The following is a 14,170-nucleotide window of genomic DNA, read 5'->3' on the forward strand; positions in this document are numbered from 1 at the left end:
CGGTTGCATAATCGTAATAAATTGGCCAGCTACCGCTTTCAGTCGTGTCACCCAATCTACCGTCTGGTAATATTTCTTCAATGAAATGTTTATTATTTTCGGTTTTGGATTGTCCAAACATAAATTTCTTGTTATTTATCTCGTATATTGCCATTGCATTTCTATGATAGAAATTATATGCATTTTTATATTGAATTGTCGTAATTAATATACTCATTTTATACCTCGATTATATATTTTTATATGTGAATGGTGTTAATTTTGATGTTTATTATCCTCTCGCTTTAGTAATTAAGCGCTAAGTAGGGCGATATAAGTATTGAGAGTTTGTAGGTTATGGAATATCTGAGAATATATTTTCCATATTTACATGATAGAGGGTGCAAGAAATTATTCAATTTCATTTTATATAATGGATGAAAGGAAAATAGAAATTTCATTGTAGTTAGCGAACAGTTGGGTGGGGGTGGTTAGGGTGAATTGTGGTCGGATGTTGGAGGGTTCGGTGTGGGATGTGAAGCGGGGGAGAATAGCGGAGGCAGAATAAGGGGCGTTATGCCCCATCTCTAATATCTCATCTATATATCAGAAAGTGTATCCTTTATTATTGAAATAAATTGACAGGTTCATCGATCGTTAATCAATAATCCTTGCTTACTATAACACCTGTTATGTAATTATTTCCGGTGCTACTTATAGGTCCATTTGTTTTGATACTCACTTTTATTGAATTAGTCAAAGCAATCAATAATGTTGTATATAATCCTGCACTTTCTATTACGCTATTACTGGGATACGCGAGATAAACATTACTATAAAATTTACCATTTTTATCTCTAATTGTTATCTGAGCATTATTAGTTGCTGTATTTGATGGGGATGTTTCTAGCCTAGTTATATTCACTCCCTCTAGAATAGTTGAGTTTGATGTGGTGATGGTGGGAGATGTGTTTTTACTATCATTCATATTTATTATCCATTAATTGTAGGTAAAAATTTAGGTTAAATAAAGATATTGTAAATATCTATCGTTTTTAAAGTTTACAGTTAAAAAATATTATTGGTGGTTATTAACTTAATGATATATTTTTTGGTGGTGAATAATTACGTATAAAATAAATAAAAACGCCTCTATTATTTAACTTTTGTATATTGTTTAAAATTTTTCTAATAAGCAATAATATCTTTTAATACAGTAATAAAACCACTATTGTTACTGATGATTTTTTAATTTTATTATTGAATTTTTAATATCATATTAAAAATCATAGCATAATAAGTTTAATTGATTGTTATTTATTGTTATGTAATTTATTGGATAAATATTAACTAAGTTTAATGAGTTATTATAAAGGTTTTCAAAATATTTAATCTGGAATTTTATTTTCTCCATTGTTTCTAAAGCCTCACGAAAATCACGACAAAAACTTGTAAAATAGTTCAATGGAATATAGTTAACATGAATAACAATTAATTTATATTTTAATTAATGTACTTCATTTTCTTTATGGTTAAATAGCATTTTTCTTTATTCTAATTACTTTTAATGATAAGCATTATTCGAGTTATTATCGCAATTCCTTGATTTCATTAATCTCTAGCACAGTGACAGAATTAAGTAAAATCAATTACTTAGATAAATGGAAGAATTGCACCATTTTTAACTCATTGATTTAATTGAATTCCCGCCATGAGAGATAATTACAAAAAAAAATCAAAAGGTTAGCTAAAGGGGATTTGAAAGCCCATCTAAGTGGGGATACCCACTTTGGTTTTATACTCACGGGTGAGGGTGTGAGAAATTCTTCGCATGCCTTGTGTTTTCGGAACTACTCCCAACTTCTCCTATCTAATAGTGTGAAATCAATTTCTAAGTGTCATATTGAGCACTCTTTTAGTTTGTACATATTAGTGTGCATATATTATTTTATTTCACTTGGATTATTATATAACTATATGTTTTTTATAGGTAAATTAATAATATGATGCGATTTGAAAATAAAGTGGTCGTGATTACCGGTGCGGGAAGTGGTATCGGTGAAGCCACCGCAAAGCGTTTTTCCCAAGAAGGTGCCATTGTTGTTTTGGTGGGACGCAACGTTGATAAACTTAATCGAGTGTACAGTGAGCTGTCATCCAGCCACGCACGGGTCATTCAGGCGGATGTGTCTGATCAGGATTCCGTCAAGATGATGATTGATGAGACCATCGAACACTTCGGCAAGATAGATATTCTCGTCAATAATGCCGGGTTGTATATTCCCAGTACGATATTGGATACTTCGCTGGATGATGGCAAAAAAGTGTTGGCGACGAACCTTGATGGCGTTATTTATTGCAGCCATTTTGCCTTGCCTCATTTGCTCAAAAGCAAAGGATGTATTGTCAATAATGCCTCTGTATCGGGGGTAAGGGCTGATTGGGGCAATGCTTATTACTGTACCGCAAAAGGGGCGGTGGTCAATCTGACCCGTGCTATGGCATTGGATCATGGCTCCCAGGGGATTCGGGTTAACGCGGTGTGTCCAAGCCTGATCATCACACCAATGACCGAGTATATGTCCGATGACGTTCTGCAAAAATTCGATTCTCGAATCTCGATGAAAAGAGCGGGAACTCCGGCTGAAGTTGCATCAGCCATTGCATTTTTAGCCAGCGAAGATGCCAGCTTCATTAATGGCGTTAACCTACCCGTCGATGGTGGCGTTACGGCATCAAATGGTCAGCCCAATTTTAGTTAAACATAAAAGGGTACCGGGGAGCGGTGATTTATAACACCAACTCCCCGATAATCACTGCCAGCCGATCGAATATTTCTGCCATTAACCGTTCAGTAAAGGGCGCCAGCATCGGGAACAACAGGGAAAGTGTGAAGATCCCCACGGTGAGCGTCAGCGGAAAGCCGATGACGAACACGGAAAGTTGTGGCGTCATGCGGTTGAGCATCCCCAAGGCAAAGTTCAGGACCAACAGCAGGGTAATCAACGGCATTGCCAGCATCATGCCATTGATAAAGATTAAATGGGCACTTTGGGCTAACAGCAGAAAACCTTTGGGATTCAGTTGCGTAGGTTGAATGGGAATCGAATCAAACGTACCGGCCAGAATGCTCAGTAACCATAAATGCCCATCTAAAGCCAGAAACATCAACATCATCAGCAAGTTCAGAATACGCGCCAAAATCGGCATATTCGGGCCACCGGTAGGATCAAAAAATGTGGCGAATGAAAGCCCCATCTGTAAGCCGAGTATTTCTCCGGCATGACGTATTGCTGCAAAAGCAATCTGCATGGTTAATCCCAAGGCAACACCAATCAACACCTGCTGTATCATGACCCAAACCCCCGCAACGGAAAATATCGGAATTTGCGGAGAGGGTATGTTAGGAACCAACAAGAAGGTGATCGCCAGCGCCAAACTAATTCTGACTTTTATCGGTGTCTGCTTTTCACTGAAAATAGGGGCTGTGCTGAACAGCGCCAAAAGGCGTACCAGTGGCCAGAAAAAATCACTGACAAGACGAGAGAGCATTTCGCTATCAAACGGGATCATGATTAACCGATAATGGTTGGAATGCTGCTAAATAACACGCGCATGTAATCTAGCAGTAAGTTCAGCATCCACGGGCCAGCGATAACGATAGTGACAAAAACAGCCAAAATTTTAGGGATAAACGATAAGGTCATTTCGTTTATCTGAGTTGCTGCCTGCAACAGGCTGATCACCAAACCACATATCAGGGCAGACAGAAGCAGCGGGGCGGCCAGCGCCAGCGCCACTTTCATTGCCTCAATGCCGAGAGCCATTACCGATTCTGGAGTCATAATTTTTTTAAACCGCTTTTTCGATCTTGTTCCAATAGGATTTCACGCAAGTTTCGCGCTAGACATAAAAACTGTTTGTTAGACATAAAAGCTTTGTGCCAGTGAGCCAAGCAGCAATTGCCAGCCATCCACCAAGACAAACAACATGAGTTTGAAGGGCAGCGATATGGTGGCAGGTGGAACCATCATCATCCCCAAGGCCATCAAGACACTGGCAACGACCAGATCGATGATCAGGAAAGGAATGAAGAGCGTGAAACCAATCTGGAAGGCGGTTTTCAATTCACTGGTAATAAATGCCGGAACCAGAACACGGATGGGGACGGAATCCGCTGTTTCAAAAGCATCCTGATCCGCAAGACGGGCAAACAGTGCCAGATCGGTTTGTCGTGTCTGGCGCAGCATGAACTGACGCAAAGGCTGGGCACCTTTGTCCAGTGCGGCTTCCAGACTTATCTTGTCTTCACTGAAAGGCAAGTAAGCATCTTGGTAAACTTTATCGAATACGGGCGACATAATGAAAAAAGTCATGAACAGTGCCAAGCCAATCATGATTTGATTGGGTGGGGCAGAAGGCGTTCCCAGTGCGTTACGCAGTAAACCAAGCACGATGATGATGCGGGTAAAGCTGGTCATCATTAGTAAAGCCGCAGGGATAAAACCCAGTGCCGTGATGAAAACCAGGGTTTGAACCGGCAGTGACCAGCTTTGCCCACCATTTGCCATCGGCTGGCTGATGATGCCAGGCAATGCGGCCGCGGCATTCATGGGGAATAGCGGCAACAAAAGCGCCATCAGCAGGGTTGCTAAATGCACAGGCCGGAGGAGAGAAACAAATTTCTTGCCAGTCATTGGAGTGCCTGTCATAAAGAAAACGCTATTTTTCATCGTCATCCTTGTCGTTCTTGCTTTTTCGCTGGAGCGTATTTTTTAACATCTGGCTGAAGGGTAACGTCTTGAGTACAGTTTCCTTTTCCGCGTTATCAGATGGCACAGGCATCTGATGCAAGACATTAATCTGTTGGGATGTCACGCCTAATACGAGCCAATTGTCTTCTATCTCCAGTACAACGACCCGTTCTTTTGGCCCAAGAGAGCAACTTGCCTTCACATTGAGCAACCGGTGATTTTTGTTCTTGGCAGGAGCAAGACCCAGACGACGAATCAGCCATGTTATGACGAAAATCAGCAGCAGGATGCCGCCGAGTGCACTGCTGACCTGCATCAGTGTCTGACTGGCGGGGAGAGGTTCGGGACTGGCTGTTTGTTTCACCGTGTTAGCAGATAGGATGTTAGCTTTTGCGTTAACAGGTGCAGCATCAGATGCTGCACCATGTTGAAAAGAAGCATAAAGGGAAGGCTGGTTCGCCATCATGGTCAACGACTCAAACGACGCATGCGTTCAGAAGGCGTGATGATATCCGTGATACGGATACCGTATTTATCGGATACGACAACCACTTCCCCTTGTGCAATCAGATAGCCGTTGATCAGAATATCCAGTGGTTCACCGGCAAGACCATCAAGAGGAACCACTGAGCCTTGGGACAGTCTCAGGAGTTGTTTAATGGTCATTTTAGTGCGTCCCAGCTCAACAGAGAGCTTAACGGGAATATCCATGATCAGGTCAATATCAGAAAGCTGGGCGAGGGCGTCCTGCGGCTCCAGGTTCTCAAATATTGACGCGCCGCTGTCAGAGGTTTGCTGTGCGGCCTGTTGTTCCAGTGCTTCTGCCCACATATCTTCAGTCAGTCTGGCTTCTGCGGGTTGTTTAGCATCACTCATTGGGCTTTTCCTCATCCAGAGCATTTAAAACAGGGTTAATCAGGTGTTCAACACGCAGGGCATACTGCCCGTTCAGTGTTCCATATTGGCTGGTGAGCACGGGCACACCATCAACGTGAGCGATAAGGCGTTCCGGTTTCTCAATCGGCAAAACATCGCCGCGTTTCAGTTGGAGAATTTTTGATAGTCGCAGGGGAATATCAACAAAGTTAGCAACGAGTTCCAATTCTGAATGCTGAACCTGTTTCACCAGACTTTCACGCCACTGGCCGTCTTCCTGACGTACATTTTCTACGGGAGGATTGGTCAGACGTTCACGCAGAGGTTCAATCATGGCGAAAGGAATACAAATATTGAATTCTCCGCACAGTGCACCAATTTCCACCTGAAACGGCGTCGTGACCACGATATCGTTCGGTGAGGTGGTGATATTGGTGAACTTCACCTGCATTTCGGAACGGACGTATTCCACTTCAATTTTGAAGATGGAATCCCATGCGTCACGGTAGGCATCCAGTGCCAGTTTCAGCATCCGGTTGATGACTCTCTGTTCGGTATAGGTGAATTCACGGCCTTCGACTTTGGTCGGAAAACGGCCATCACCGCCAAACAGGTTATCAACGGCGATATAAACCAGACTGGGTTCAAAAGCGAATAGTGCGGTTCCCCTCAAGGGTTTCAGATGAACCAGATTGAGGTTGGTTGGCACGGCCAGATTGCGGGCGAATTCGTGATAAGGCTGGATTTTAATAGCGCCGACCGTAATATCTGGGCTGCGGCGCAGCATATTAAACAGCCCCATCCTGAATTGACGGGCAAAACGTTCATTGATGATTTCCAGTGACTGCAAACGTTCGCGTACAACACGACGCTGCGTATTGGGATCGTAAGGTCGAATCTCACTCTCCCCTGACGCAGTGGGTTCTACGTCATCGGCAGTGGCACTGTCACCATTGAGCAGAGCATCAATCTCTGCCTGTGAAAGAATATTGTCACTCATCGTGATTATCGCAAAATAAACGTGGTAAACAACACATCGGTGACCACTTGATCTGGCTCACCGGGTATCATCGTTGGGCGCAGTGTCTGCTTGATATCTGCCACCAAACGCATCTTGCCGTCATCGTTCGTCAGATCTATCGCTTTCTGACGGGATAACAATAGCAGCATACGGCTACGAACTTCTGGCAGATAATCATGGAAGCGCTGACGGGTTTTTTCATCAGGCAGGCGCAGTGTCACTCCAACATGTAAAACACGGTCAATATGGTCTTCGTTGTCGATCAAATTGACGGTAAAATTCTCCAGCGTCATAAATACCGGGGTACTGATGACTTTGGCTTTTTCGGTGCTGTTCTTGGTTGGCTGCTTCATTGTCCACCAGCTATACCCTCCGATGGCGGCACTAAGAACAGCAATCAGTATTAACAGTATTATCCAAATTGGATTTGTGCGTTTACGCTCGTAGCTATAATCAGACATGGACAGACAAATTCCTGTTTTCCGTTGCGGATAAGTTCCCGCGCATTCCGTGGCGGGTCTTCTTATCCATCAAAATCGATATCAATTATCCCGCGTCTTTGTTCCGCCAATAGCGAGAACAAACGCGGAAAAAACCATTAACTCATACGTTTGTTATCGGCCTTCTTTCTTTTTCTTGCCGTTTATTACCGTGCATCCTGAAATCAGGCGAAAATATCAACACCTCCGCGAATTGAAGCGAGCTGCTGCGGTGTTATTTTGATGGCTGATTCATGAGTCGTTGGCATCTGTGTCACGGCGGCTGAATCCTGTCCCTGAGCCTTGGCAGAGTGATGGGAATGACTCGGTGAATCGCCCGCCTGTTCCTGCTGCCAGTTCCCCTGAGTGTCACCGCCTACACTGCTTTGTGCTAATTGGATGCCATTTTCCGCCAATGCATGGCGAAGCCCGGGTAACGCCGCTTCCAGTGCTGTGCGGACATGCTGGTGTGCAGAGACAAAATGCAGTTGAGCCTGATTGTCTTCAACATTCAGGCGGATATGCAGTGCGCCTAATTCTTGAGGGTGTAAGCGCAATTCAGCCTGTTGCAGCCCGTTGCGATTAAAGAACAAGACATGTTGGTTGAGCTGCTGTTGCCACTCTTCACTGCCAAGATGGGCACTCAGTAGCGGAGCAGGAGTGCCGTTTAACTGAAATTGACCGGTTGTTTGCTGTCCCGCTGAAAGCAGGGGAGAGGCAGCCGGTATCGCAGGTGATTCTGGCTGGAAAGTTTCAGCCGCCGCCGCCAGTGCGGGTATCCCCTGAATCGCTATCTGGAACTGATTCAACTCTTTTCCGTTATTTTGGGAAGCGGAGTTTTGTTCTGCTTTATTATTGATGGCGAGTTTCACTTGCCCGGCAACAGGAGCCAGAGTTGGGCGTATTTTGGTTGATTGCTCCGCGTTGTTGCTCAGGGTAGTCTCTTGCGTGGCGAAAGACCGGATACTTTTATCTTGTTCGCCCTCTTTGGTGTGGTCAGTACGATCTGTAGTGATCAGTGCAGCATCGACTTTTGCATTCTTGCTAGGTTTTACATGCTGACCCAGTAAAGTCTCCGCATCGGTATTTTCACCACGTAGCCGTTCGTCTGTGTTTTCAGCACCATCCGCGGGAATCGACTGAGTGTTGATCAATCCTGCGAGTTGGATTGGCATTGCAGCAACCAGAGCTTCAGCAGACAAGAGATCTTCATCCTTCAACACAGCAAAATCAATATCGCTTTCCGGTGTGGAGATTTCTGTCAATGGTTTGCCCCCAGCCAGCGTTTTACCACCAACGCTAATGACAGTGTTGTCCGCTACAGCCAGCAAGGGCACCAATTCACCTTCGATTGGGTTATCACTGGAGTGTTTCTCATTATTCAGACCATTTTTATCAGCCTGAGCCGCCGTCTTCCGCACAGAGGCCATTTCTGCATCAAGATGCTGCCCAAATTCAGAAGAATTGTTACGGGTCAAGGGATCATTCAACGTCGGCTGACTTTTTTCCGTGAGTGTTATATCAGTAGGCAAAAGAGTGAGGTTCATTGTTTCATTCTCCGTTGTGCACCACGTTGTGCGTACTCATCCATTTGTTTTTGCTCCATGCGATTCTGGTGTAACTTCAAATTGTGCTCTGCCCGCTGTTGCAGTGTGTCGAAGGCGTTCAGACGCTGCTGTTTTTCCTGCCATTGTGACATGGCCTGCTCAAGCCGATTTTTCCATTGGGTAAGCTGTAACTTGTGTTGTTCAATCGCCATTTCCAGCGTTTTCATAAACTGTTGATAGTTTTGCCAAGTTGAGCTGGACATGCCGCAACTGAGTGTGTCATTTAAACGTGTACGATATTCATCCTGATAATTCGTCAACGCCGTGAGCTGTTGCTCCATTTGCTGGTGACTCTGCCGGATCTGTGCAAGTTGCCTTGCCGCTTTTTCCGCCGCATCTTGAGCAAGTTCACGTAAAGTCACGAGAGGGGAGTGCTGTTGCATGTATTTCCTCGTTTTAATGACAAAACAGACATAAGCGTTACTGAATTACATTAATAGCAAAGTTGTATTAGCAATAAGCTATATTGGCAATAAGTTATATCGGCAATAATTGTTGAAGCTGAATACATGCCGCATCGTACTCACTACGTTCATTCATGCCTTGTTGCAGGAACTGGGCCATATGAGGATAAAGCTGAATCGCTCTGTCCAGTAAAGGATCGCTGCCCGCGGCGTAAGCGCCGACATTAATCAAATCCCGATTGCGCTGGTAGCTGGAAAGCAACTGTTTGAACTGCTGTACCCGTCGATAATGGTCGTTATCAATCAGTGCGGTCATAGCACGGCTGATGGAAGCTTCAATGTCAATGGCAGGATAGTGGCCAGATTCTGCCAGTGAGCGCGATAGCACGATATGACCATCCAGAATAGCACGGGCGGAATCGGCAATCGGATCTTGCTGATCATCACCTTCCGTCAGAACGGTATAAAACGCAGTAATCGAACCGCCATCACTGATGCCATTGCCTGCTCGCTCTACCAGTGCCGGCAACTTGGCAAACACGGAAGGCGGGTAGCCTTTGGTTGCCGGTGGTTCGCCGATAGCCAGTGCTATTTCGCGTTGAGCCATGCTGTAGCGGGTGAGGGAATCCATGATCAGCAGGACATGTTTGCCGCGATCGCGGAAATCTTCGGCAATGCGGGTGGCATAAGAAGCACCTTGCATCCGCAGCAGTGGCGAAACGTCGGCAGGCGCGGCCACGACAACTGAACGTGCCAGCCCTTCCACACCTAAAATGTTTTCGATGAAATCTTTGACTTCGCGGCCACGCTCACCAATCAGTCCAACGACAATCACGTCTGCTTGGGTATAGCGAGCCATCATGCCGAGGAGCACACTCTTACCGACGCCTGATCCGGCAAATAGCCCCATGCGTTGTCCACGTCCAACGGTCAGCAGGGAATTGATGGCCCGCACACCAACGTCCAGAACATCGCTGATGGGTGTCCGTTGCAGTGGATTGATAGGGGGCGTGGTCAACAGCGCACGATAACCTGTATCGGGGGCAGGAAAGCCGTCGAGAGGGCGACCAGAGCCATCCAGCACTCTGCCAAGTAATTCAGGCCCCAGTGGTAACCGACGTCCGCCAGCCGAATCTTCGCCGTAAGAACGGGCATAGACACGGGCACCCGGTACTATGCCTTCCAGCTCTTCCAATGGCATCAATAACAGTTTTTCGCCATTGAAACCAACAACTTCGCTTTCGACTTCTTCAATCGTGCTGCCATTCTGCCGTTCGATCAGACAGGTCGCGCCCAAAGGCATCTGTATGCCAGTGGCTTCCAGTACTAAACCGGTAGCGCGGGTCAGACGCCCGTAACGGCGGACTTTCGGGGTTTTCTCCAGACGTTTTTCCAGTGAATCTAACGTTGCCAGCCAGCGCCCAAGTCGTGCAGTCATCACAATTCTCCTGACGCCGCCAGACGACACATTTCATGCCAGCGCGTTGCCAGACTGGCGTCCAGATCGCCTTCATCCGCACTGGCTTTACAGCCACCCGGATGCAGCTTGTTATCTGCAATCAGACGCCAGCCATGCAATGCCAGAACTTCCCCCAGTTGCTGTTCAACCAGCGGGATATTCTGTGGGTGGACTCGCAGTTGTGGTTTTCCGCTGAACATCGGCTCCTGCTGGATAAATTCACGGATCTGGTTCAGTAGGGCAGTGCCATCACACACTGCGGGCTGCCCCAGAATATGGTGAGCCGCTGTGAGAGAAAGCTGCATCAGGCGTGAAGCGATAACCGTATCCAGCCCATCCAGTGAATGGCTAAAGTCTTCCAGCAACGCTTTCCACTGTTCAACAACAATCTGCTGCTGTTGTCTGGCTTCCTGCAACCCTTGCTCCAGACCCGCTTGTCGGCCTTCCTGTATCCCTTGTTCATAACCTTGCGCTTGGCCTGCCGTAAAGCCTTGTTCATGGCCGGTCTGACGCGCTTGTTCTTTCAGCGCGTCCAGCATTCTGGCTTGCACCAGCAGACGATCCTGCTCGCTAGGTTCCGGCTCGTTGTCCATGGGCTCCAGTTTCGCCCGTAGTGTTTCCCACTGAGTCAATTCATTTGGCTGCCACGGCTGCCAAATTGCCTTATTCGACTTATCAGACATAGGTATCATCACCACCATTCAGGATAACTTCGCCGTTTTCTGCCAAACGACGAACCACAAGCAGGATGGATTTCTGTTCGGCTTCCACTTGAGACATGCGAACCGGGCCACGGGTCGCCAAGTCATCACGCATGATTTCAGCAGCACGCTGTGACATATTGTTGAGGAAGTGATCGCGCAATGCCTGATCGCAGCCTTTCAATGCGACAAGCAGGGAGTCGGTGGTAATTTCCTGCAACAAGCGCTGGATACTACGAGCGTCCACACCGATGAGGTTTTCGAACAGGAACATTTCATCAATGATTTTCTGTGCCAGTTCACCATCATAGGTACGCACTGCCTCAATGACGCTCTCTTCCTGCTGGTTTTTCATCAGGTTGATGATTTCAGCCGCAGTACGGACACCGCCCATTTTGCTACGTTTAAGGTTCTGGCCATCCAGCAGGTTATTCAGTACTTCGGTCAATTCAGCCAGCGCGGACGGCTGTACACCACCAAAGGTCGCAATACGCAGCATGACATCATTGCGCAGGCGATCATCGAACAGGGCAAGGATATCGGCGGCCTGACCCCGGTTCAGGTGAACCAGAATGGTGGCAATGATCTGCGGATGTTCATCGCGGATCATATCAGCCGCCATTTGTGGCTCCATAAAGTTGAGGGTCTCGATGCCCGTTGTGGTATCGCGGGATTCAAGGATGTCTTCAAGCAGGCTGGAAGCACGCTCTTCGCCCAATGCTTTCACCAAGACGCTGCGCAGGTAGTCGTTGGCGTTGATGCTGAGGGCCGCGTACTGTCCTGCATCTTCTTCAAACTCTGCCAGCACTTCAGCCAGTTGCTGGTTGGAGACTTGCCTCATCCCCGCCATCGCGATACTCAGTTGCTGTACTTCCCTGGAATTCAGGTGCTTGAACACCTCGGCCGCCTGATCTTCTCCCAGGGTCATTAACATGACGGCACTTCTTTCTGTTCCGGTCAGGCTCATTGTTCGTTACTCATCCATTGGCGGATCACCAGCGCGACAACGCGAGGATCTTTTTCTGCAAGTTCACGGATACGCTGGCTTTGAATCTCGGCATTGACTCGTTGGCGAGCCAGCTTACGGCGCACTTTTTCATCCAGTTCTGCGTTGGATTCTGGCGCTTGCTGTTTCTGTTGATTTTTCTGCGCGTTAAGTGCTGCTTTTTCCGCCGCACGTTTCTTGGCGATTTGCGGCACGATCATTTTGCGCCACAATAGCCATGCAACCAGTGCCAACAGTAACCAACGGCCCAACTCTAACGTTTTTTCCAGCAGGACAGGGTGTTGCCAGAACGGCAGGGGTTCTATCACTTCAGCCGTATCGTTGAACGGTGTGTTGACGACATTCAGGCTATCGCCACGTTTAGTTGAGAAGCCCATTGCTTCACGAGTCAGTGCTTCGATCTGGGATAACTGTTCTGGTGTCAGTGCTTTTGTTTCAGGGCCATTTTCTCCCTGAGCAGTGGCATAGTTGATTACAACGGCAACGGAAAGACGTTCTACTGCGCCTACCTGTAATTGGGTATGGCTAATGGTTTTACCGACTTGATAGTTAATCAGTTCGTCATGACGGTTATTGCGGCTGTTGTTCACCAGACGCTCATAATTGTTATAAGTACTGCTGCGATTCTGGTCGGATTTTTCGTCACCTTTGCCTTTCGTGTCTGGGTTTGGCTTCTCAATCGGTGCGCTTGGTGCTGCACTCGGTTGATTCGATAAGGCACCCGGAACGCCACCAACCAGTGATCCCCCACTTTGTTCGCTGGAACTGCTCTGTTTAGAGAGAATAGCGGCCTCATTAGGTGGCTGATTAGGTTTATACTCTTCTGCCGTTTGTTCGCGGCGAGAGAAATCAAGCTGGGCTGTGACCTGAGCATGAACATTGCCACGGCCGACCACCGGCGTCAGAATGGTTTCAATGCGATGCTGGAAACGTTTTTCGACTTCCTGGATGTATTTCAACTGAGTGGTGTTTAAATCGAGTCCATTAGCATCGGCTTGAGTCAGCAGACGCCCCGACTGATCCACAATCTTGACATTGCTCGGCGGCAAACCGGCAACACCGCTTGAAACAAGGTGCGCAATGGCGTTGACTTGTCCCTCATCCAGAGTACGGCCTTGCAGTAATCTTACCGTTACGGAAGCGGTAGGGGATTTTTGTTCACGAACGAACAGAGAAGGCTTGGGTATGGACAGAATGACACGAGCACTCTCGACAGGATCGAGTGACTCAATGGTACGGCTTAACTCACCTTCTTTTGCGCGATTGTAATTTACCTGCTCGCTGAACTGGCTGATGCCGAATTTTTCTTTATCCAATAACTCATAGCCCACCGCTCCCCCTTTGGGCAGCCCTTGCTGTGCCAGTTTCAACCGGGCTTCATGTACCTTATCGGTGGGTATCATGAGCGCAGAGCTGTTTTCAGCAAAACGGTAAGGAATATTCATTTGGGTTAATTGCGTGACGATCTCGCCGCCATCTTTATCACTCAGATTGCTGTAAAGCACCCGGTAATCGGGGCTGCGCATCCAGAGAAAAAGGGCGACTACGATAGCGATGGCAGCAGAGCCAGCAACTAATAATGGAACTTTTGGATCAGCTTTTATCCTGCTGATGATAGCGCTGAAACCTTTATTTTGGTTCTCAACGTCGGTTGTTGCTGCACTCATAGACGATCCTTGCCTTGCTGGTCAACATGAATACTAAAAGCGTGGCGTAACAAAACAGACTCCCCATACGCAAGCGAAAAGATTCTTCCTACTATTAATCCCATCATTATTCGCTGTTCACACCTCTTTTAATGGCACAATAAGCTTTGAATTTTTACTTCAATTACGCGCTTTAGTTTGAAAGGGCTATGTTACGGTGGCAGCGTGGAAAAATTGC

16 protein-coding genes are annotated in these 14,170 nt (G+C 46.9%); 1 reads left to right on the forward strand and 15 read right to left on the reverse strand.

Translation table 11 applies throughout. The annotated features are described in order from the left end of the window. Both PSI22_RS03730 and PSI22_RS03735 read right to left on the reverse strand, forming a co-directional pair. Window positions 1-217, reverse strand: a 217-nt coding sequence (locus PSI22_RS03730; protein ID WP_273578645.1) for a hypothetical protein, incomplete at its 3' end; no start/stop codon positions are given. A 423-nt stretch (window positions 218-640) separates the two neighbouring features. Further along, window positions 641-967, reverse strand: a complete 327-nt coding sequence (locus tag PSI22_RS03735) for a hypothetical protein (RefSeq protein WP_273578646.1) — start codon at window positions 965-967, stop codon at window positions 641-643. Window positions 968-1,982: 1,015 nt separating this feature from the next. On the opposite strand from PSI22_RS03735, the gene budC reads away from it, so the two are divergent. Further along, window positions 1,983-2,741: a meso-2,3-butanediol dehydrogenase gene (budC, locus tag PSI22_RS03740; RefSeq protein ID WP_273578647.1), complete on the forward strand. Its 759-nt coding sequence runs from the start codon at window positions 1,983-1,985 to the stop codon at window positions 2,739-2,741. Window positions 2,742-2,769: 28 nt separating this feature from the next. Here the strand turns inward: budC and fliR are convergent, their stop codons facing one another. The 13 genes from fliR to fliF form a co-directional block, all read right to left on the reverse strand. Further along, a complete protein-coding gene (gene fliR / locus PSI22_RS03745; protein WP_254851281.1) occupies window positions 2,770-3,552 on the reverse strand; it encodes a flagellar biosynthetic protein FliR in 783 nt (260 codons plus the stop codon). A 2-nt stretch (window positions 3,553-3,554) separates the two neighbouring features. Next, window positions 3,555-3,824, reverse strand: a complete 270-nt coding sequence (gene fliQ, locus PSI22_RS03750; protein WP_012989128.1) for a flagellar biosynthesis protein FliQ — start codon at window positions 3,822-3,824, stop codon at window positions 3,555-3,557. 78 nt (window positions 3,825-3,902) lie between these two features. Further along, the gene (gene fliP, locus PSI22_RS03755; protein ID WP_143827733.1) at window positions 3,903-4,619 is read right to left on the reverse strand and encodes a flagellar type III secretion system pore protein FliP; all 717 of its coding nucleotides are present in this window, start codon (window positions 4,617-4,619) and stop codon (window positions 3,903-3,905) included. A gap of 82 nt (window positions 4,620-4,701) precedes the next feature. Continuing rightward, complete coding sequence (gene fliO / locus PSI22_RS03760; protein WP_273578648.1) at window positions 4,702-5,199, reverse strand: flagellar biosynthetic protein FliO; 498 nt, start codon at window positions 5,197-5,199, stop codon at window positions 4,702-4,704. Window positions 5,200-5,201: 2 nt separating this feature from the next. Next, complete coding sequence (fliN, locus tag PSI22_RS03765) at window positions 5,202-5,609, reverse strand: flagellar motor switch protein FliN (RefSeq protein WP_012989125.1); 408 nt, start codon at window positions 5,607-5,609, stop codon at window positions 5,202-5,204. Next, on the reverse strand, window positions 5,602-6,609 hold the full coding sequence (fliM, locus tag PSI22_RS03770; RefSeq protein ID WP_273578649.1) for a flagellar motor switch protein FliM: 1,008 nt from the start codon (window positions 6,607-6,609) through the stop codon (window positions 5,602-5,604). The genes fliN and fliM overlap by 8 nt, the downstream gene beginning before the upstream one ends. Window positions 6,610-6,614: 5 nt before the next feature. Next, a complete protein-coding gene (gene fliL / locus PSI22_RS03775; protein WP_273578650.1) occupies window positions 6,615-7,091 on the reverse strand; it encodes a flagellar basal body-associated protein FliL in 477 nt (158 codons plus the stop codon). Window positions 7,092-7,294: 203 nt separating this feature from the next. Next, a complete protein-coding gene (locus tag PSI22_RS03780; protein ID WP_273578651.1) occupies window positions 7,295-8,656 on the reverse strand; it encodes a flagellar hook-length control protein FliK in 1,362 nt (453 codons plus the stop codon). Beyond that, the gene (gene fliJ / locus PSI22_RS03785; protein WP_273578652.1) at window positions 8,653-9,099 is read right to left on the reverse strand and encodes a flagellar export protein FliJ; all 447 of its coding nucleotides are present in this window, start codon (window positions 9,097-9,099) and stop codon (window positions 8,653-8,655) included. The genes PSI22_RS03780 and fliJ overlap by 4 nt, the downstream gene beginning before the upstream one ends. Window positions 9,100-9,193: 94 nt before the next feature. Next, the gene (gene fliI, locus PSI22_RS03790) at window positions 9,194-10,558 is read right to left on the reverse strand and encodes a flagellar protein export ATPase FliI (protein WP_273578653.1); all 1,365 of its coding nucleotides are present in this window, start codon (window positions 10,556-10,558) and stop codon (window positions 9,194-9,196) included. Then, window positions 10,558-11,262: a flagellar assembly protein FliH gene (fliH, locus tag PSI22_RS03795; RefSeq protein WP_038208732.1), complete on the reverse strand. Its 705-nt coding sequence runs from the start codon at window positions 11,260-11,262 to the stop codon at window positions 10,558-10,560. Before fliH ends, fliI begins: the two co-directional genes overlap by 1 nt. Next, complete coding sequence (gene fliG / locus PSI22_RS03800; RefSeq protein ID WP_273578654.1) at window positions 11,255-12,247, reverse strand: flagellar motor switch protein FliG; 993 nt, start codon at window positions 12,245-12,247, stop codon at window positions 11,255-11,257. Before fliG ends, fliH begins: the two co-directional genes overlap by 8 nt. Further along, on the reverse strand, window positions 12,244-13,953 hold the full coding sequence (gene fliF, locus PSI22_RS03805) for a flagellar basal-body MS-ring/collar protein FliF (RefSeq protein ID WP_273578655.1): 1,710 nt from the start codon (window positions 13,951-13,953) through the stop codon (window positions 12,244-12,246). The genes fliG and fliF overlap by 4 nt, the downstream gene beginning before the upstream one ends. Window positions 13,954-14,170: the final 217 nt, after the last annotated feature.

It is taken from the genome of Xenorhabdus aichiensis (assembly GCF_028598775.1).
Classification (GTDB): Bacteria; Pseudomonadota; Gammaproteobacteria; order Enterobacterales; family Enterobacteriaceae; genus Xenorhabdus; species Xenorhabdus bovienii.

What these genes read in the sequence shown, in the direction of transcription:
- fliL (WP_273578650.1), bottom strand. Translation starts at nt 7,091, where the DNA reads ATGTCTGATTATAGCTACGAGCGTAAACGCACAAATCCAATTTGGATA.
- fliF (WP_273578655.1), bottom strand. Translation starts at nt 13,953, where the DNA reads ATGAGTGCAGCAACAACCGACGTTGAGAACCAAAATAAAGGTTTCAGC.
- fliH (WP_038208732.1), bottom strand. Translation starts at nt 11,262, where the DNA reads ATGTCTGATAAGTCGAATAAGGCAATTTGGCAGCCGTGGCAGCCAAAT.
- fliP (WP_143827733.1), bottom strand. Translation starts at nt 4,619, where the DNA reads ATGGCGCTTTTGTTGCCGCTATTCCCCATGAATGCCGCGGCCGCATTG.
- fliR (WP_254851281.1), bottom strand. Translation starts at nt 3,552, where the DNA reads ATGATCCCGTTTGATAGCGAAATGCTCTCTCGTCTTGTCAGTGATTTT.
- fliJ (WP_273578652.1), bottom strand. Translation starts at nt 9,099, where the DNA reads ATGCAACAGCACTCCCCTCTCGTGACTTTACGTGAACTTGCTCAAGAT.
- fliM (WP_273578649.1), bottom strand. Translation starts at nt 6,609, where the DNA reads ATGAGTGACAATATTCTTTCACAGGCAGAGATTGATGCTCTGCTCAAT.
- fliO (WP_273578648.1), bottom strand. Translation starts at nt 5,199, where the DNA reads ATGATGGCGAACCAGCCTTCCCTTTATGCTTCTTTTCAACATGGTGCA.
- PSI22_RS03735 (WP_273578646.1), bottom strand. Translation starts at nt 967, where the DNA reads ATGAATGATAGTAAAAACACATCTCCCACCATCACCACATCAAACTCA.
- PSI22_RS03780 (WP_273578651.1), bottom strand. Translation starts at nt 8,656, where the DNA reads ATGAACCTCACTCTTTTGCCTACTGATATAACACTCACGGAAAAAAGT.
- budC (WP_273578647.1), top strand. Translation starts at nt 1,983, where the DNA reads ATGATGCGATTTGAAAATAAAGTGGTCGTGATTACCGGTGCGGGAAGT.
- fliQ (WP_012989128.1), bottom strand. Translation starts at nt 3,824, where the DNA reads ATGACTCCAGAATCGGTAATGGCTCTCGGCATTGAGGCAATGAAAGTG.
- fliN (WP_012989125.1), bottom strand. Translation starts at nt 5,609, where the DNA reads ATGAGTGATGCTAAACAACCCGCAGAAGCCAGACTGACTGAAGATATG.
- fliG (WP_273578654.1), bottom strand. Translation starts at nt 12,247, where the DNA reads ATGAGCCTGACCGGAACAGAAAGAAGTGCCGTCATGTTAATGACCCTG.
- fliI (WP_273578653.1), bottom strand. Translation starts at nt 10,558, where the DNA reads ATGACTGCACGACTTGGGCGCTGGCTGGCAACGTTAGATTCACTGGAA.